Source organism: Klebsiella sp. JN_Kp121 (assembly GCF_040062145.1).
GTDB lineage: Bacteria > Pseudomonadota > Gammaproteobacteria > Enterobacterales > Enterobacteriaceae > Klebsiella > Klebsiella aerogenes.
Window position 1 is genome coordinate 605,953 of sequence record NZ_JBEAHX010000002.1, and the last position, 19,184, is coordinate 625,136.

At 53.5% G+C, this 19,184-nt stretch carries 17 protein-coding genes; 16 read left to right on the plus strand and 1 reads right to left on the minus strand.

Annotated features, from left to right (window positions below; translation table 11 throughout):
• The first annotated feature begins 18 nt into the window (after window positions 1-18).
• The 6 genes from astA (at window position 19) to ABLU86_RS05535 (ending at window position 7,216) form a co-directional block, all read left to right on the plus strand.
• The gene (astA, locus tag ABLU86_RS05510) at window positions 19-1,041 is read left to right on the plus strand and encodes an arginine N-succinyltransferase (protein ID WP_161801935.1); all 1,023 of its coding nucleotides are present in this window, start codon (window positions 19-21) and stop codon (window positions 1,039-1,041) included.
• Entirely contained in the window at window positions 1,032-2,498 is a 1,467-nt protein-coding gene (gene astD / locus ABLU86_RS05515; protein WP_015705596.1) for a succinylglutamate-semialdehyde dehydrogenase, read from the plus strand. Before astA ends, astD begins: the two co-directional genes overlap by 10 nt.
• A gap of 22 nt (window positions 2,499-2,520) precedes the next feature.
• Window positions 2,521-3,861 (plus strand): N-succinylarginine dihydrolase, encoded by a 1,341-nt coding sequence (gene astB / locus ABLU86_RS05520; RefSeq protein ID WP_042894616.1) that lies wholly within the window; start codon window positions 2,521-2,523, stop codon window positions 3,859-3,861.
• Window positions 3,862-3,871: 10 nt separating this feature from the next.
• Entirely contained in the window at window positions 3,872-4,867 is a 996-nt protein-coding gene (gene astE / locus ABLU86_RS05525; protein WP_348795977.1) for a succinylglutamate desuccinylase, read from the plus strand.
• Between the two features lie 10 nt (window positions 4,868-4,877).
• Window positions 4,878-6,314 carry an amino acid permease gene (locus ABLU86_RS05530; protein ID WP_015366359.1) on the plus strand — a complete coding sequence of 479 codons (1,437 nt, stop codon included), beginning with the start codon at window positions 4,878-4,880 and terminating at the stop codon, window positions 6,312-6,314.
• Window positions 6,315-6,424: 110 nt separating this feature from the next.
• Entirely contained in the window at window positions 6,425-7,216 is a 792-nt protein-coding gene (locus ABLU86_RS05535) for a YdcF family protein (protein ID WP_015366360.1), read from the plus strand.
• Between the two features lie 41 nt (window positions 7,217-7,257).
• Here the strand turns inward: ABLU86_RS05535 and gap are convergent, their stop codons facing one another.
• Window positions 7,258-8,256 carry a type I glyceraldehyde-3-phosphate dehydrogenase gene (gene gap / locus ABLU86_RS05540; protein WP_015366361.1) on the minus strand — a complete coding sequence of 333 codons (999 nt, stop codon included), beginning with the start codon at window positions 8,254-8,256 and terminating at the stop codon, window positions 7,258-7,260.
• A gap of 781 nt (window positions 8,257-9,037) precedes the next feature.
• On the opposite strand from gap, the gene ABLU86_RS05545 reads away from it, so the two are divergent.
• The 10 genes from ABLU86_RS05545 to ABLU86_RS05590 all read left to right on the plus strand — a co-directional run bounded on the left by ABLU86_RS05545 (window position 9,038) and on the right by ABLU86_RS05590 (window position 19,151).
• Window positions 9,038-9,355 (plus strand): colicin V family bacteriocin, encoded by a 318-nt coding sequence (locus tag ABLU86_RS05545; protein ID WP_015705590.1) that lies wholly within the window; start codon window positions 9,038-9,040, stop codon window positions 9,353-9,355.
• A 177-nt stretch (window positions 9,356-9,532) separates the two neighbouring features.
• Window positions 9,533-10,231 (plus strand): CPBP family intramembrane glutamic endopeptidase, encoded by a 699-nt coding sequence (locus tag ABLU86_RS05550; RefSeq protein ID WP_015366363.1) that lies wholly within the window; start codon window positions 9,533-9,535, stop codon window positions 10,229-10,231.
• Between the two features lie 18 nt (window positions 10,232-10,249).
• Window positions 10,250-11,527 (plus strand): HlyD family secretion protein, encoded by a 1,278-nt coding sequence (locus ABLU86_RS05555; protein ID WP_348795978.1) that lies wholly within the window; start codon window positions 10,250-10,252, stop codon window positions 11,525-11,527.
• Window positions 11,517-13,628, plus strand: coding sequence for a peptidase domain-containing ABC transporter (locus ABLU86_RS05560; protein ID WP_015705588.1), 2,112 nt, complete (start codon window positions 11,517-11,519; stop codon window positions 13,626-13,628). The genes ABLU86_RS05555 and ABLU86_RS05560 overlap by 11 nt, the downstream gene beginning before the upstream one ends.
• Window positions 13,629-13,896: 268 nt before the next feature.
• Complete coding sequence (locus ABLU86_RS05565; protein WP_015366366.1) at window positions 13,897-14,799, plus strand: endonuclease/exonuclease/phosphatase family protein; 903 nt, start codon at window positions 13,897-13,899, stop codon at window positions 14,797-14,799.
• 142 nt (window positions 14,800-14,941) lie between these two features.
• On the plus strand, window positions 14,942-15,469 hold the full coding sequence (gene cybB, locus ABLU86_RS05570; RefSeq protein WP_015366367.1) for a cytochrome b561: 528 nt from the start codon (window positions 14,942-14,944) through the stop codon (window positions 15,467-15,469).
• Between the two features lie 284 nt (window positions 15,470-15,753).
• Complete coding sequence (gene hpaX / locus ABLU86_RS05575; RefSeq protein ID WP_015705587.1) at window positions 15,754-17,136, plus strand: 4-hydroxyphenylacetate permease; 1,383 nt, start codon at window positions 15,754-15,756, stop codon at window positions 17,134-17,136.
• A gap of 19 nt (window positions 17,137-17,155) precedes the next feature.
• On the plus strand, window positions 17,156-17,629 hold the full coding sequence (locus ABLU86_RS05580) for a GNAT family N-acetyltransferase (RefSeq protein WP_015705586.1): 474 nt from the start codon (window positions 17,156-17,158) through the stop codon (window positions 17,627-17,629).
• 104 nt (window positions 17,630-17,733) lie between these two features.
• A complete protein-coding gene (locus ABLU86_RS05585) occupies window positions 17,734-18,009 on the plus strand; it encodes a metal/formaldehyde-sensitive transcriptional repressor (RefSeq protein WP_015705585.1) in 276 nt (91 codons plus the stop codon).
• A gap of 23 nt (window positions 18,010-18,032) precedes the next feature.
• A complete protein-coding gene (locus ABLU86_RS05590) occupies window positions 18,033-19,151 on the plus strand; it encodes an S-(hydroxymethyl)glutathione dehydrogenase/class III alcohol dehydrogenase (RefSeq protein WP_015366371.1) in 1,119 nt (372 codons plus the stop codon).
• Window positions 19,152-19,184: the final 33 nt, after the last annotated feature.

The following is a 19,184-nucleotide window of genomic DNA, read 5'->3' on the forward strand; positions in this document are numbered from 1 at the left end:
TCCGGGAGACGGCCTATGATGTTATTTCGTCCCGTACGGGAAAACGACCTCGATGATATTGTCCGCCTGGCCTCCCGGGCGGGCGTGGGAATGACTTCGCTGCCGAATGATGCCGTGCGCCTCGCCGCACGGATCAAACGCAGCGTGGAGACCTTTGCCGGCAAGCTGACGCGCGGCGAACAGGGGTTTCTGTTTGTTCTGGAAGATACCGAACTGAGCCGGGTTGTCGGCGTCAGCGCCATTGAGGTCGCGGTGGGGCTCGACGAACCGTTCTACAATTTTCGTATTCAGAAGACGGTACGGGCATCCAAAGAGCTTGGGGTTTACAAGCATCAGGAATTGCTCAATTTAAGCTACGACCATACCGGCCACAGCGAACTCTGTACCCTGTTTCTTGACCCGGAGTACCAGAAGAACCGCAACGGCCTGTTGCTCTCCAAAGCGCGGTTTGTCTTTATTGCCGCGTTCCGCGAGTGGTTTTCACCGCATCTGTTCGCCGAGCTGCGCGGGCGCAGCGACGAGCAGGGGAATTCGCCGTTCTGGGATGCGTTGGGGCACCACTTTTTCGACATTCCTTTCGCCGATGCCGACCGCCTCACCGGTACAGGAATGAAAACCTTTATCGCCGAACTGATGCCGGCCTACCCGATTTACATCTCGCTGCTGCCGGATGATGCCCGCGAGGTGATAGGCCAGGTTCATGCTAACACCGCGCCGGCGCGGGCTATTCTCGAAAAAGAGGGGTTTAGCTGGCGCGGGTCCGTCGACATCTTCGATGCCGGCCCGGTACTGGAAGCAGAAACCGATAATATTCGCGCCATCAGAGAGAGCTACTCGCTGCCGGCGCTGCAACTCATGACGCCGCAGGCGACGCCAACCATCGTCGCCAACGGACAGTTTGATAATTTCCGCGCGGTGCTCATCGCGCAAGAGACGCCGGGAGCGCTCGATCAGCAGGCGCTGGACGCCCTGCAGGTCAATGCCACCGACCGGGTTCACGCGGTGACACTCAATCCAGAGGAAAACAGATCATGGCGGTAAACGCACAGTTTATAGCAGGTAAGTGGCAGCAGGGCGCAGGCGCGCCGTTAACCAAGCTGGCGCCGGAAGACCAGTCTATTTTATGGCAGGCGAGCAGCGCCGGCGCGGCCGACGTGCAGGCCGCCTGTACTGCCGCGCGCGAGGCGTTTTATGGCTGGTCGCATCGCCCATTAAGCGAACGCATTGCCGTGGTTCAGCGTTTCGCGGCGCTGCTGGAAGAGAATAAAGAGGCGCTGGCGACGTTAATTTCCCGTGAAACCAGCAAGCCGCTGTGGGAAACCCGCACCGAAGTACAAGCGATGATCGGCAAAGCCGGGATTTCCATTGATGCCTACGCCGAACGTACCGGTTATCGCGAGTCCGCTATGCCGGACGGCAAAGCGCTGCTGCGCCATAAGCCGCACGGCGTGATGGCGGTGTTTGGCCCTTACAACTTCCCGGGGCATCTGCCGAATGGCCATATTATCCCGGCGCTGATCGCCGGTAACACCGTGGTATTTAAACCGAGCGAATTGACGCCCGCGACCGCGGAACTCACCGTTCAGCTATGGCAGCAGGCCGGGATTCCGGATGGGGTGCTAAACCTGGTGCAGGGGGCGAAAGATACCGGCCAGGCGCTGCTGGAAAACCGCGATATCGACGGGGTGCTGTTTACCGGGAGTGCCGCCGCTGGCTTCCATTTCCACCGCTACCTCGGCGGCCAGCCGGAGAAAATGTTGGCGCTGGAGATGGGCGGCAATAACTCGCTGATCGTGGCCGACGTTGTCGATAGAGTTGCGGCGCTGAACGTGATTATTCAATCGGCCTTTATCTCCGCCGGGCAGCGCTGCACCTGCGCGCGTCGTTTACTGGTCCCGCGCGGCCAACAGGGCGATGCGCTACTTGAACAACTGATTGCTGCCAGCCGGCAGATCCGCGCCGGTAAATGGGACGCCGAACCGCAGCCGTTTATGGGCGGGGTAATTTCGCAAACCGCCGCGCAGGGCATGCTGGCGGCGCAGTCGAAGCTGGAAGCACTAGGCGGCAAAGTGCTGCTGCGCATGAGCCAGCCTGATCCGCGCTCAACCGTGCTGACGCCGGGAATTATCGATGTTACCGGGATCGCGGTGCCGGATGAAGAGTACTTCGGCCCGCTGCTGACCGTGATTCGTTATGACCAGTTCGATGAGGCGATCGCGATCGCCAATAACACCCGCTACGGTCTGGCGGTGGGGCTGATTTCAGCCGACCCGGCGCTGTTCGACAAGCTGGCCGATGAAGCGCGCGCCGGGATTGTTAACTGGAACAAACCGCTCACCGGAGCCTCCAGCAAAGCGCCATTCGGCGGTGTCGGCGCCTCCGGCAACCATCGCGCTTCGGCGTGGTATGCCGCCGATTATTGCGCCTGGCCGATGGCTTCTCTGGTCAGCGAAACGCTGACGCTTCCGGCGACGACGTCGCCAGGTCTGCCATTCTGATAACCGTTTTTGTGAGGACACTATGTCTGGATTTGAAGCGAATTTTGACGGCCTGGTGGGGCCAACGCACCACTACGCCGGGTTGTCGGTAGGCAACGAAGCGTCACAAAACAACCGCGACGGTTTATCTAACCCGAAGAAGGCGGCGCTGCAGGGACTTTATAAGATGAAGACCCTGGCCGATCGTGGCTTTGTTCAGGGCATTCTGCCGCCGCAGCCGCGGCCAAATATGACGATGCTGCGCAGTATTGGTTTTCAGGGCAGCGACGAGCAGGTGATCCAGCGTGCGGCTAAAGAGGCCCCGCAGCTATTGTCGGCCTTTAGCTCCGCTTCCTCAATGTGGACCGCCAACGCCGCCACCGTGTCGCCGTCGGCCGATAGCGCTGATGGAAAAGTGCATTTTACGGTGGCGAACCTCAACAATAAGCTGCACCGCATGCAGGAAGCGCCGATCACCTCGGCCATCCTCAGGGCCACCTTCGCCGATGAGCGTTACTTCGCGCATCACGCGGCGCTGCCGCAGCATGGCGATTTAGGTGATGAAGGGGCGGCGAACCATAACCGTTTCTGTGGGGATTATGATCGCCAGGGCGTGCAGTTTTTTGTCTACGGTAAGCGAGCCAGCGGCGGCATTGCGCCAGCTAAATACCCCGCACGCCAGACGCTGGAGGCCAGCGAAGCGGTGGCGCGTCTGCATCAGCTCGACCCGCAGTACACCGTATTCGCTCAGCAAAATCCGCAGGCTATCGACCATGGCGTATTCCACAATGATGTTATCGCCGTCAGCAACCGCCACGTGCTGTTTCATCATCAGCACGCCTTCCTGCAGCAGCGGGAGGTGCTGGCAACGCTGAAGGAGAGCAACGCCAGGCTGAATATTCCATTCACCAGCGTTGAAGTGCCGGACGAGCAGGTTAGCCTCGATGACGCGGTGGCCTCTTATCTGTTCAACAGCCAGTTACTGAGCAAAGCCGATGGCAAAATGCTGATCGTGGTGCCGGAAGAGTGCCGTCAGCGTGAAAACGTCTGGCGTTATCTCTCCGCTCTTGCCGCCGATAGCGCATCGCCTATCGATGAAGTGGCGGCATTCGATCTACGTGAAAGCATGCGCAACGGCGGCGGCCCGGCCTGTTTACGTCTGCGGGTGGTGCTTAACGATGCTGAGCGTGCGGCGGTCAACGCTCACAGCCTGATGAATGACGAACGCTACCAGCAACTGACAGCGTGGGTTGAAAAGCATTATCGCGATCGCCTGCATGCCAGCGATCTCGCCGACCCGCAGCTGCTGCGCGAAGTTTATCAGGCGCTGGATGAGCTGACGCAGATTTTACATCTGGGCGCGATTTATGACTTCCAGCGATAAGGGGCCGGGAATGGAACAAAACGTCAACGATTTACTGCATTGTAAACTGCAGACATGGACCTTTCCGCCGACTATCGAAGCCAGTTGGTTAGGCGATGGCATTCTGCAACTGCTGCCAAAAACGTCATGGCGACAGGCGACGGTGCTTTCTGCCGGGGTGCACGGTAACGAAACCGCGCCGATTGAAATGTTGCTGCAGATCCTGCAGGGATTAAGCCTGGGCGAGCAGCCGCTGACCCACGCGCTGCTGGTGGTGTTCGGCAATCTGCCCGCCATTCGCGCCGGCCGTCGCTATCTGCATAACGATCTCAACCGGTTGTTTGGCGGCCGCCATCTGGCGGTGATGCCGGGTAACGAGTCGCGTCGCGCTTTTGAACTGGAGATGGCCGTACAGGCCTTCTTCCGTAGCGCCGATGCCCACGGTAAGGTGCCGCGCACGCATCTCGATCTGCATACCGCCATTCGCGGGTCAAAATATCGGCAGTTCGCGCTGCTGCCCGCTCATGATGGCGACTACAGCGCGGATTTTTATCAGCTGTTGCAGGCCAGCGGTATGGACGCCATCGTGCGCCATACCGAACCGGGCGGCACCTTTACCCACTTCACCAGCGAGAAGTTCGGCGCGCAAAGCGCCACGCTGGAACTGGGGAAAGTGATGCCATTCGGTGAAAATGATTTGCGCTTGTTTGCCGCCACCGAACTGGCGATCGGCGCGCTGATCGCCGACGGCATCATGCCGCCGCGGAGCAAAGCGCCGGTCGAATACTTTGTGGTGCAGCAGAGCATCATCAAGAGCGAGAACGGTTTTACCCTTAATCTCGACCCGAAAATTGAAAACTTTACCGCGCTGCCGGCAGGCTATGAAATCGCCCGTCAGGCACAGAAAACCTGGGTGGTCAATGCCGACGCCCCCTACATCCTGTTTCCGAATGCGGGCGTCGCCGCCGGTCAACGCGCCGGGCTGTTGCTGACCGCTACCGCGCCAAGCCTTTCCATGCCTGCTTGAAGGAATCAACATGACTGAACATCAACGTGAGGGGCAGGTTCATCCTGCCACCGACGGGGAGTGCCCGTCGCAGCTCAAACGCGGCCTTGGCGCCCGGCACATTCAGATGATTGCGCTGGGCGGCGCTATCGGCACCGGACTGTTTATGGGGGCGGGCAGAAACATCGCCGTCGCCGGAACATCCATTCTGCTTATCTATCTACTGGTAGGTTTCTTTACCTATATGGTGATGCGGGCGATGGGGGAGCTGTTGCTGACCCGCCTGGATTACCGTTCGTTTGCGGATTTCGTCGGCGACTATCTTGGCCCGCAGGCCAGTTTCTATCTGGGCTGGACCTACTGGCTTAGCTGGGTGGTGACCTGTATCGCCGACGTGGTGGTATGCGGCAGCTATATGCAGTACTGGTTTCCGGAGATGTCGGCGTGGATGCCCGCGTTGAGTACGCTTGGGATTCTGTTCTTGTTTAATTTGTTGTCGGTAAAAATGTTCGGCGAGGCCGAATTCTGGTTTGCGCTGATTAAGGTCATCACCATTATTGCGCTGATTTTAACCGGCGCGTGGATGATTGCTATCGGCTGGACTTCGCCGGACGGCGTGAAGGCTTCGTTAGGCCATCTCACCGACCCGACGGCCTTTATGCCGCACGGGGTGACCGGTTTCTTCGCCGGTTTCCAGATAGCGATCTTCTCCTTCACCGGTATTGAGCTGCTCGGCACCATGACGGCGGAAACGCGCGATCCTGAGCGCATCCTGCCGAAGGCGATTAACGCGCTGCCGCTGCGCATCATTATTTTCTATCTGCTGTCGATGGTGGTGATTATTGCCGTGGCTTCATGGCCGGGCGTCTCGCCGGATGCCAGTCCGTTCGTGACCCTGTTCGCCAAGGCCGGGCTACCTGCCGCCGCCGCGGTGATAAACTTTGTCGCCTTGACGTCGGCAATGTCGTCGGCGAACAGCGGCGTTTATTCCAGTACCCGCATGCTGTACGGCCTGTCGGTGGAAAAACATGCGCACTGGCAGTTCCGTATACTATCGCGTAATACCCGCATTCCGGTACGTAGCCTGCTGTTCTCCTGCTTCTGCATGCTAAGCGGTACGTTACTGCTGTTCCTGGTGCCAAACGTGATGACGTTGTTCACCATCGTTTCAACGCTGGCGGCGATCATGGTGGTTTTCAGCTGGGGTATGATCCTCGTGGCGTACCTGGTGTATCGCCATAAACGCCCGGACCTGCACGCGCGGTCGAAATTCAAAATGCCGGCGGGAGTGGTGATGTGCTGGCTGAGCCTGCTATTTTTCGCCTTCTCAATCTTCATTATGATTTTCGACCCGGATACGCTGCTGGCGCTGATGGCCTCGCCGCTGTGGTTTGTTGCGCTATGGTGCTTCTGGAAAGTGAAACAGAAGCGCGAAGGGCAACTGGCATTGGATAACGCCAGCGCCTGATGATACCCGGCAGCTGAAGCGTGGCTGCCGGATTTTCCTTTTCGCCGTAGCGCGGTTTATGATGTCGCCCGACACTTCATTGTTGGATCAGGACAGAAGAAGGAAAGGGTATGACAGAGCATTTCCCGGCGCTTTCACACGACACGTTAGCGGCGGCCAATCTCATCGGCGACTGGTTGGCGCAGGATGATTTGCCGCAGAATGCGCAGCCGCAGATTGCGGTGTTGGCCGGTAACGCGGTGATCCCGACCATTGACGCCGCCTGTCGGCTCGCGGCTCAGAGGCAGATTCCACTATTGATAAGCGGCGGTATTGGTCATTCGACGACCTTTCTTTACGACGCCGTACAAAAGCATCCGCACTATCAGGCGCTGCAGGTAGAGGGGCGTCCGGAATCGCATATCCTGGCGGACATCGCCGAACAATTCTGGCAAATTCCGCGCGATCGCATTGTGGTGGAAGACCGTTCAACCAACTGCGGCGAAAACGCGTGGTTTACCCGCCGGTTACTGGAAGAGCGTGGGCTGGATCATTCCTCTGGCGTGGTGATTCAGGATCCGACGATGCAGCGTCGGACGATGGCGACCTTTGCCCGCGTCTGGCAGGAGGCACCGGCGCAGCCGCAGTGGTGGAGCTATCCCGGTTGTTCGCCGCGGCTTGAAAACAGCGCTGCTGGCCTGAGATTCAGCGGAGACGATAGTGGATTGTGGCCGGTGGGGCGTTATCTGGCGCTGCTGCTTGGCGAGCTGCCGCGTCTGCTGGATAACGCGCAGGGTTATGGCCCCAACGGTAAAGGGTTTATTACCCACGTCGATTTCCCACACGATGTTAGCGCGGCGTGGCAATGCTTGCGTGAAGATACGCTATTGAGCGAGGCGCTGAACGCCAGAACGCTGGGGTAGGGAGAAAGGCGGATAGCCGCAGCTATCCGCTGGTTCTGAGTTTACTTCGCGAATTTATCCAGTACGCGGACAAGCTGGGTAACAAAGCCGTACTCGTTATCGTACCAGGCCACGGTTTTCACGAGCTGTACGCCGCCGGCTTCCATGATCTCCAGTTGAGTCGCATCATAGATTGAGCCGAAATGGCTGCCAATAATGTCGGAGGAGACAATTTCCTCTTCGGTGTAGCCAAAAGATTCATTGTTCGCCGCCGCATTTTTCATGGCCTGATTAACCTCTTCAGCGGTGACTTTCTTCGCCAATACGGAAACCAGTTCCGTCACTGAGCCGGTTTTAGTCGGCACGCGCTGGGCGTGACCTTTCAGTTTCCCGCTGAGTTCCGGAATCACCAGACCAATGGCTTTTGCCGCGCCGGTGGTGTGCGGAATAATGTTTTCCGCCGCCGCTCGCGAGGCGCGCAGGTCTTTGCCACGCGGCCCGTCCACCAGCGATTGCGTACCGGTATAAGCGTGAATAGTGGTCATGGTGCCCACGGTAATGCCGAAAGCATCGTTGAGCACTTTAGCCATTGGCGCCAGACAGTTGGTGGTGCAGGATGCAACCGAAATGATGGTATCATCCGGGCTCATGGTGTCGTCGTTAACGTGATAAACGATGGTTTTCATCTCGCCGGCAGGGGCGGAAATCAGCACTTTCTTCGCGCCGGCGGTCAGGTGCGCCTGCGATTTTTCCGCCGACGTATAGAAACCGGTACATTCAACAATCACCTCAGCGCCTGCGGCTTTCCACGGAATATGCTGAGCCTCTTTTTCCGCATAAACGGTGATTTTTTTACCATTAACGATCAGCGCATCTTCTGTAAAATCAACGCTCCATGGGAAAGGACCGTAGTTAGAGTCATGTTTAAGCAGGTAGGCTAAGACTTTCGGTGAGGTGAGATCGTTGATGGCCACGACCTCCAGCGGGCTATTTACTTCTAACAGGCGGCGAAGTACTAAACGTCCTATACGACCAAATCCATTAATCCCAAGTTTGCTCATGGATATTCTCCTGGTGGTGAAGTTGATACGTTAAAACTTCTTCAGGCAGAGCGGGGAGAGTAAACTATTTACTTTCAGCGGCTTAGCAGTTCACCTGCGGTGTTTCTATTGCTAAGTTACCTGCCTGAAGCGTCTTCAGTAACTGTCACGTGGAGCCAGATGGTGCGAAGGAAGTATAACGCCGGGTCGGAGGTGGTTCCAATGTTCTTACCGCGACAGCACAACAAAAAGAGTGCCTACCATTGTTCGCTATTTCATGCGGTGTTGAGTGGTAAATATGATCTACATCACAATAACAGAAATTAGAAAAAGCGCAGAAGGATATAGCTACATCGAGGTTGTATTGATAACTATAGCGGTGGTTCAGCACAATATCGATAATGAGAATGAATATCATTCATTGACATCTGGTCATATTAATGTAACCTTGCATTAGGAATAATACAGGGATGAATAGAAAATGGATTGCGGCCTGAGGAATAATTATCAACCCATAGCTTAAAAATTTAAAAATCATGCCGAAATTCCATCCTGCTGGCATGAAATGCGGGGAGGAAAATCTGCAGGGTAAATCATAATGCGGGTGTTTAAAGATATTATCCTTGCCGGGAGCATTCTCTTTTCTGTCTTATATTCTGTTTTCTCGTTGTGCGATGTTTTGTTGATTATGCAGATATTTTATTGGCACCCAGAGCACTACTGTCTGTGTTTGCCATTGGATGTATATATTTTCTGAGCAATGCTTATTTTTGGCTATTGAATTACATAAGGAATATGAAAGATGAAAGAGCTAACAAATAAACAGTTGGGTATGGTCTCCGGTGCAGGGGGGGATATTGGGCGGGAAATTGCTCAGGGAATCGGCGCTGGAGCTGGCACATTTGTAGGCGGAACTCCTGGTGCTATAACCGGTGGGATCGCAGGGGGACAGGTTTATGACTGGGCTGCAACAAAAACACCGGACCCAGCGATGTCCCCATCTGGTCTGGGCGGAACGCTCAAACAAAAACCCGCTAACCTTCCATCCGAAGCGTGGAATGCAGCAGCAGGCAGAGAATGCTACTGGAATCCGAATAACCTCAATGATATTTGTTACTGACAGATGCTGATTGGGGTACGGGTATAAACCAGTCTAAAAGCCAATAAGGATAGCTGTTAGCGTATGGAAGAGCATATTATCAGCTCTTCCATCTCTTAACCTTTAAAACTAGCCATAATTAAAGTTTGTCAGTCGAGTGGGAGTCGTCCACGCCTTTTGGCGCCGATGGAATAAAAAATGAACGTTGACGGATATAACCGCGAGTACAATATTGCAAGAAACAAAGCCGTAACCGGCTGTTTTGCCATGTTTGCGCTATTTTTTAGCATCACATGTTTGCCGCTTTTTTTCGAGGGCAGCAAAGACCTTATGATAACGGGATATCTCTATCCACTACTTTTCGGACTAGAGTTCCTGGCAATTGCCCCCCTTTATTATCTCTATTTCTACAAACGCGAGGGTATGGGGAGAGGAAATTTTCATTTCGGCATTTTTATTATACTTTTCCTGTGTATTCTGTTGATCCAATTTCTGTTGCCTTTTGTCACTGCAGGCTATCAGACTGAAAACTGGTCAGCTTCACAGATGCGACTGGATGCGCATGTATTCTGGCTAAATGCCATTGTGATGATTCTATTGGTTCCTGTTTATGAAGAGATGGTCTTCCGCGGCTGTCTTTTCAGTGTGTTTAAATACTGGCTCGGGAATAACAATTATGCGGCGGCTGTCGCTGTGTCTGTTGTATTTTCAGCCTGTCATTTACAGTACATAGACTGGCGATCGTTCCTGATATTATTTCTGGTTTCGCTGATGCTGGTTATCGGGAGAATAAAAACCGGCGGAATACTGATGCCAATTATTCTTCATGCGCTGATGAACGCGGTCGTAATTGGTATTCAGTATGTGTCATTCCTCCAGTATTCCGGAGAGGCTTAGCTATAGCGGGAATGAAATATGTTTCGTAAGGAAGCGCTCGAAAACAGGGATAAAACATGGTGTGGCAAAGCAGTATTACTACCGGGAATCTCCTCTCGGCTGGTTATAATTACCAGCGCGCTTTTTTTCGTCTGCTTCATTGTTTTAATTAGCACCGGCACTTATACACGACGTATTAGCGTGCAAGGTGAAGTTACCACCTGGCCGAGACCGGTTAATGTCTATTCCGGTGTCCAGGGATTTGTCGCGACACAGTTCGTCCGGGAAGGGGACCCTGTAAAAAAGGGTGATCCTGTTTATCAAATTGATGTCAGTAAAAGTACACGTAGAGGCGTGGTCAATGAGACTCAACGACAGGATATCGAAAACCAATTGAAGCGCATCGCCGAGATTATCGCTCGCCTTAGAGAGAGTAAGGAAACCACTTTGCGGATGCTTGAGCAACAGAAAATACAGTATAGCGCCTCTTTTGAACGCTCGGCAGGCATTGTCAGGCGTGCTGAGGAGGGAATAAAATTAATGAAAAATAATATGGATAATTACCGACGGTACCAGCAGCAGGGGTTGATTAATAAGGACCAGTTAACCAGTCTGGTGGCCTTGTACTACCAGCAGCATAATAGTTTGCTCAGCCTGAGCGCGCAGCATGAACAAAATGCTCTACAGTTAACCAATCTGGAAAGTCAAATTCAGACGCAGGCGGCGGAATTTGACAATCGGGTTTATCAGATGGAACTGCAGCGTTATGAGCTACAGAAAGAGCGGATTAATACTGATGCGGGAGGCGATATTATCATTCGTGCCTCATCAGACGGCAAAATTGATTCATTAAGCGTCACCCCAGGTCAGATGGTCAGCGAAGGCGACAGTCTGCTGCAGATAATTCCAGAAAAAATACAACGCTATTATTTGGTTCTTTGGGTACCCAATGAAGCCGTTCCATATATTTCAGTCGGTGATAGGGTGAATATCCGCTACGAAGCCTTTCCGGCTGAAAAGTTTGGTCAGTTCTCGGCGAAAGTCACACTCATTTCCCGGACGCCAGCTTCCTACCGTGAAATGCAGACCTATACGACCGCCCCGATTAACTCTACGGCAGGTGCGGCTGCTTACTACAAAGTTGTGATTAGTCCAGAAAAGCAGGCTGTCAGCTACGCCGGCAAGTGTCTGCCTCTGGAAAATGGCATGAAGGCACAGAGCACGTTATTTCTGGAAAAACGTAAAATCTATCAGTGGATGCTCTCGCCATTCTACGATATGAAGCGCAGCGTTACGGGGCCGATTCATGAACCGTAACCACTTCATATCATCCATCGAGGAGAAATTGGATCTGAAATTTCGGCGGCGAGTCCCGGTCGTTCATCAGACAGAAACGTCAGAATGTGGACTGGCCTGTCTGGCGATGATATGCGGACATTATGGTCGTAATATCGACATGATCGCCCTACGTCGCCAAATAAATCTGTCTGCCCGTGGAGCCTCGCTTGCCAGTGTTCAGCAAACCGGGATTGAGTTAGGGATGGAAAGCCGGGCATTGTCACTGGATCTCCATGAACTTAATGCTCTCAGAATGCCCTGTATCCTGCACTGGAATTTTAATCATTTCGTGGTGCTCGTTAGCGTACGTAAGAATCGGTTCGTGCTTCATGACCCTGCGAGGGGGCGAAGAACTGTCGGGAGTGATGAAATGTCACAGTGCTTCACCGGCGTGGCGCTGGAGGTCTGGCCCGGCAGTACATTTGTGCAGGAAACGATGAAGAGCCGAATCGGAATTCGGGCATTAATCAGCAGCGTGCAGGGTATCCGGGGCGTACTGAGCAAAATTTTCTGTCTGTCGCTGATTATTGAAGCTATCGGCCTGGTGATGCCTGTCGGTACGCAATTGGTGATGGATCATGCTATTCCTGCGAATGACCGGGGACTGCTCATGCTTATCTGTGGAGTCCTGATGTTTTTTATTTTGGGGCGTACTTTGGTTAGCGTGATCCGCGCATGGTCATCCCTTGCGATGGAGTCATTGATAAATGTGCAATGGCAGTCGGGGCTATTCCGTCATCTGCTTCAGTTGCCGTTGACCTATTTTGAGCGACGAAAGATGGGCGATATTCACTCCCGCTTCAGCTCGTTGGATGCGCTTCGCGCCACGTTTACAACCTGTGTGGTGGGGGCAATGATGGACAGCATCATGGTTGCCGGTCTCTTGTTGATGCTTATCCTGTACGGTGGAAAATTGACGGTTTTTGTACTGGGCTTTACAGCGGTATATGTCTTCATTCGTATATTGACCTATAGCCGGTACCGCCAGCTGTCGGAAGAAGCGTTAATCGCCGGAGCCCGTGCTGGTTCATATTTTATGGAAACACTCTACGGAATAGCTACGGTTAAAATGCAGGGAATGGCAGAACGGCGTGGGAGCCACTGGCTGAACCTGAAGATTGATGCCATCAATACCGGTATCAGACTCAGCCGACTTGATATGTTCTTCGGCGGCATTAACACGTTTGTGGCGACGTGCGATCAGGTGACTATTCTGTGGCTGGGCATCAGTCTGGTTATGGAGAACCAAATGACTATCGGCATGTTTGTGGCATTTGGCGCATTCCGCGCGCAGTTTTCTGACCGGGTAGGATCGCTGGTCAACTTCTTATTACAGCTGCGTATGATGAGCCTGCACAACGAAAGGATTTCGGATATCGCTTTGAATGAAAAGGAAGAAAGAAAACCGGATTTAGGATTAAAGGCAACCATGTCTCCGGCTAGTCTGGAGATTAAAGCGCTAAGCTTCCGTTACGACAGCCAGTCAGCACCCGTCTTTAGCGGCCTTAGTTTCAGGATCCGAGCCGGCGAGAGTGTGGCCATTACCGGGCCCTCAGGTTCGGGGAAAACCACGCTGCTCAAAGTACTGTGCGGCTTGTCTGAACCGATATCAGGGACTGTCTTAATGAATGGTACGGATATCAGGCAACTGGGGATAAATAACTATCATCGCTTGATTGCCTGCGTAATGCAGGATGACCGGCTGTTTTCTGGCTCAATTCGGGAGAATATCTGCGGATTCACTGAAAATATTGATGATGCCTGGATGAGAGAATGTGCCCGGACAAGCCGTATTCATGACGTGATATTGGCTCTGCCAATGGGGTATGAGACGTTAATCGGAGAACTGGGGGAGGGGCTATCTGGGGGTCAGAAACAGAGGATTTTTATTGCCCGGGCGCTTTATCGCCGTCCGGATATATTATTCATGGATGAAGCCACCAGCGCACTGGACGCAGAGTGTGAAAAAGACGTCAGTCTGGCAATGAAAAAGTTGAATATAACCCGAATAATTATTGCTCACCGTGAAACGACCCTGCAAACCGCGGACAGGATCATCACCCTCGGCGAATCCAATTAACAGCCAATATCCTAATCCACTGCGGCCATTTGGTTTGCGATGCGGTTGAATAATGAACACAAAGCGGAATGGCAGGAGTGGCAGGGCCTGCAGTGAGTTATCCACAAACTATGCGATCTGATACCGACTCGTTTTGTGGATAACCTCAAATCTTTCGGGATACTTAATTCACTCTGCGTTATAAGTTTGCGCTATACATCACGATAATCAATGTCTTCACTCGGTACCCTTAATATAAGAATACTTAAACAAGGGGAATAGCATACCAATGAAAAAGAGCATTGCACTGACGATGGTGGCGCTGGCCTGCCTGGCGGCTAACGTCCAGGCAGCAGAGAAACTTGCTGGTAATGAAATACTTGCCGTACAGAAAGGCGGGGTGCCGGATAAAGTCTATACCCAACATCAGCCGAAATTACGTATAGCAACCTATAATATCGGCAAGAATGAAGCGTCTGATAATGTGGCCGATTTTACGGCACTTAATTCAGCGATTAAAAAAATTAACGCCGATATTATTGCCGTCCCGGAAGTCGATCACAAAACTCAGCGCAGCCAGAAAATCGATCAGCTTAAGACGATTGCCGATGCTAACAATATGCATTATGCCTTTGGTAAAGCGTTAGATTTCGACGGTGGCGAATACGGACTGGGGCTGCTGTCAAAATATAAAATCCTGCATTCTCAGGTGGTGAAGCTGCCGTCAGGCAATGCGGAACAGCGCGTGGCGCTACTGGCGCAGGTTGATGTACCGGGTTTTGATTCCGCGCCGATTATTATGGTGACCCATCTCGACTGGCAAAAAGATCCCACCATGCGTACCGAACAGGCTCGCTATCTTCTTGATTTGAGTATTGGCGATGCGGCGTCTGATTTTAAAGATATCGCCTCTTCAATTAAGATCCTGGCCGGCGATTTCAATTCAACCCGTGAAGAACAGCCGGTGAAAGAGATCGGTTATTTCTTTAACGAAGTGTCGAAGCAGGGGACGGATACGCGTAGCTGGCCTGCCGTTAACCCGGCCATTGATATCGACCACATTTTCACCTTCAAAGGACAAAAGTGGGATGTGAAGAAGCTGGAGATCCCGCATAACTCGCCGGAATTTAACTGGTCAGCGGCCAGTGACCATCTGCCGGTCATTGCTGAACTGCAACTCACCGAGCAGTAACATTGCCCAGGGCTCTTTGCAAAAGAGCCCTGATGCTATTCAATTCGCGCTAACGCAGTTTTTTAAGCCTCGGTAAAGGTTAATGAAAATTTAAGGGAAGGCGGTTATGTTAACAACATCACACTTCCATTAAGGTTTGTTCATGCGCGATAAATATTCTGGCCTGCAGATAGGAATACACTGGCTGGTCTTTTTACTGGTTGTCGTCGCCTACGCGGCGATGGAACTGCGCGGCTTCTTTCCGCGCAGCGACCGTCCGGTGATAAACATGATCCACGTCTCCTGCGGTATTTCCATTTTTGTCCTGATGATCGCACGCCTGCTGGTGCGCCTGAAGTCTCCGGCGCCGCCGATTGTTCCTAAACCCTCGCCGATGATGACCGGTTTCGCCCATCTTGGCCATCTGGTGATCTATCTGTTGTTTATCGCGCTACCGGCGATTGGCATGGTAATGATGTATTACCGCGGTAACCCGTGGTTTGCTTTCGGCCTGACGATGCCCTTTGCGGCGCAAAGCAACTTCGCTTTGGTCGACAGCCTTAAGGGGCTGCACGGCTTACTTGCCAATATCGGCTATTTCGTGATTGGCCTGCACGCGCTGGCGGCGCTGCTGCATCACTATTTATGGAAAGATAATACGCTGCTGCGCATGATGCCGCGCAAGCGCTGAGTATCACGCCCGGCACTCCTGAACCCGCCCACCGGCGGGTTTTTTGTTTCCGTAACTCGCCAATAAATGATTCGCAAAATGTTACTTATGCTGCAAATTTGTATCGAATATGTAAATAAAAATGTCTAATCGAAACGAAAGGTTCTATAAGAATCTCAGTGCGGTGGATTGAATCCAGCCGGGAGGCCGTCGAAACGACACCCAGGCACGTTCAGCGGTATCCGCAGCGTCATTGGCTAAAACGCCTGCTTTTTCAATACCGATGAGCAAAAGGAAAACCTGACATGACCGATAATATACCGGCCGCTTCTCCCCCTGTCGCCGATGTGGGGGGCGCTGAACGCCTGAGCCCGCGCGAGCAGGTGGTGATCAATAAATTGTTCCGCCGCTTAATTCCTTTTCTGTTTCTGCTTTTTATCTTTTCGTTTCTTGACCGTATCAATATCGGCTTTGCCGGGCTCACCATGAGCCAGGATTTGGGGCTGAGTAGCACTATGTTCGGCCTCGCGACGACGTTGTTCTACGCGATGTACGTCATCTTTGGTATTCCCAGTAACATCATGCTGGGGATCGTTGGCGCGCGCCGCTGGATTGCGAGCATTATGGTGGTGTGGGGAATCGCATCGACAGCGACCATGTTCGCGACTGGGCCAAACAGCCTGTATCTGCTGCGCATGCTGGTGGGGATTGCCGAAGCCGGTTTTCTTCCGGGGCTTCTGCTCTACTTAACCTACTGGTTTCCGGCCTACTACCGGGCGCGCGCCAATGCGCTGTTTATGATTGCTATGCCGGTGACGATGGCGTTGGGCTCGCTGGTCTCCGGCTATATTCTCAGTATGGATGGCATGCTGGCGCTTAAAGGCTGGCAGTGGTTATTCCTGCTGGAAGGATTCCCATCGGTGTTGTTGGGGGCGGTAGTCTGGTTCTATCTTGACGACAGTCCGCAAAAGGCCAAATGGCTCACCGATGAGGACAAACGTTGCCTTAGCGAGATGATGGAGAAGGACAAACTACGGCTAGTGCAACCGAACGGTAGCGCCAGCCTGAGCGCCCTGCAGCAGGGGAAAGGCAGCCTCTGGCGCGACGTCTTCACCCCGGTGGTGTTGATGTATACGCTGGCCTATTTCTTTCTCTGTAATACCTTAAGCGCGCTCAGCGTCTGGACGCCTCTAATTCTCAAAAGCTTTAACCAGGGCAGCAGCAATATCGCCATCGGCTTGCTTAGCGCCGTACCGCATATCTGTACCATTGTGGCGATGATTTGGTGGAGTAAACGTTCTGACCGCTTACAGGAACGTAAGCTGCACACGTTATTGCCCTACCTGTTTGCCGCCGCGGGCTGGATGCTGGCGGCGCACGGATCAAATAGCATCATGCAACTGTTGGGGGTAATTATGGCCTCGGCAGGGGCCTATGCGGCGATGGTGATTTTCTGGACCACGCCAGATCAGTCCATCAGCCTGCGCTCACGAGCGATCGGCATTGCGGTGATTAACGCGACGGGTAATATGGGATCGGCCATGAGTCCGCTGTTATTCGGCTGGCTGAAGGATTTAACCGGCAGCTTTAACGCCGGCTTTTACCTCGTGGCCGGGTTCCTGGTATTGGGGGCGCTGGTGGTATCGCGCATCCCGATGAAGGCCAGCCGTCCACGAGCGACGCCATAAAAAAGATAAAGGAGTAGTGATGAGAGTGAGACGCGCGGTACCTGATGAAGCCCCTGCGTTGTGGAATATCCGTAATCAGGCGATTCGCCATGGCTGTCGTCAAAGCTATGGCGCTGAAGTGATTCACGCCTGGACGCCGGAACAGATGCCCGAAGGGTATCGTCACGCCGTTGCCGATAATCCGTTTTATATCGTGGAAAATAGGCTGGGCCAACCCGTCGCTACCGGCTATCTCGATATTGAGTCCTTAAGCGTGGAAGCGATCTTTACGCTGCCGGAGTGGGGCGGGCAGGGATGCGCGGATTTGATCATGAGGGCGGTTATTGCCGAAGCTCGCCGACGGGGGCTCGAAACGATTACGCTTGAGGCGACCCCCAATGCGGCGGGCTTTTATCTACGCCATGGCTTTGTTTCACAAGGAGAAAAGAGTCATTATTCGAAAATGGCCAACGCCGAGCTACGCTGTATAGCCATGAGCCTCACTCTCGATTAACGGTAAACTTGCGCCGCTATGCTATGGTTGTTAACGGCGTTTCAATTTGCCACTTTAGTTAAATAAATATAGTATACCCCCCTATATGATATGGAGGGCCTCTCGTGCCACATTCACCAGAAGACAAGAAGCGTGCGCTTAGCCGCGTACGCCGTATTCGCGGGCAGGTTGAAGCGCTGGAACGTGCGCTGGAGTCCGGCGAACCCTGCATGACTATCCTGCAACAGATTGCCTCCATTCGCGGCGCCGCCAACGGTTTGATGGGCGAGTTGGTGGAGATGCATCTGCAGGATGAACTGGTTAGCGGCGATACCACCCCGGACCAACGCGCCGCCCGCATGGCGGAAGTCGGTCACCTGCTACGATCCTATTTAAAGTAAAATCACGACGAGGAATGGACAGTATGAAATCACGTGCAGCAGTTGCCTTTGGCCCCGGCCAGCCGTTAAAAATCGTGGAGATTGACGTCGCGCCGCCAAAGAAAGGCGAAGTCCTGGTCAAAATCACCCACACCGGTGTTTGCCACACCGATGCTTTTACTCTCTCTGGCGACGACCCGGAAGGCGTGTTCCCGGCGGTTTTGGGCCATGAAGGCGGCGGTATCGTCGTTGAAGTCGGCGAGGGCGTGACCAGCCTGAAACCTGGCGATCACGTTATTCCGCTGTATACCGCCGAGTGCGGCGAATGTAAATTCTGCAAGTCTGGCAAAACTAACCTCTGCCAGGCGGTCCGCGCCACCCAAGGGAAAGGTCTGATGCCGGATGGCACTACGCGATTCTCCTATAACGGCGAGCCGATTTATCACTATATGGGCACCAGCACCTTCAGCGAATACACCGTCTGCGCCGAGATTTCGCTGGCAAAAGTAAACCCGCAGGCGCCGCTGGAAAAAGTATGTCTGTTGGGCTGCGGCGTCACCACCGGTATCGGCGCAGTACATAACACGGCGAAGGTGAAAGAGGGCGACAGCGTCGCGGTGTTCGGGCTGGGCGGTATTGGCCTGGCGGTGATTCAGGGGGCGGTGCAGGCGAAGGCTGGACGTATTCTGGCGGTCGACACTAATCCGGATAAATTTACCCTCGCCAGGGAGATGGGTGCTACCGACTTCATCAACCCGAACGACTACGATAAACCGATTCAGGACGTGATTGTCGAGCTAACCGATGGCGGCGTTGATTTCAGTTTCGAATGTATTGGTAACGTCAACGTCATGCGCGCGGCGCTGGAGTGCTGCCATAAAGGTTGGGGTGAGAGCGTTATCATCGGCGTTGCTGGCGCCGGCCAGGAAATTAAAACCCGTCCGTTCCAGTTGGTCACCGGCCGGGTATGGCGTGGTTCCGCCTTCGGCGGCGTGAAAGGGCGTAGCCAGCTGCCGGGGATGGTTGAAGACGCGATGGCGGGTAAGATTCGCCTCGATCCGTTTATCACCCACCGGTTACCGCTCGATCAGATCAACGAAGCCTTCGATCTGATGCATGAAGGTAAATCGATTCGTACGGTTATTCACTTCGGTGATAACTAAGTATTGCTGATAGCGAAACCCGGGCCATTTATC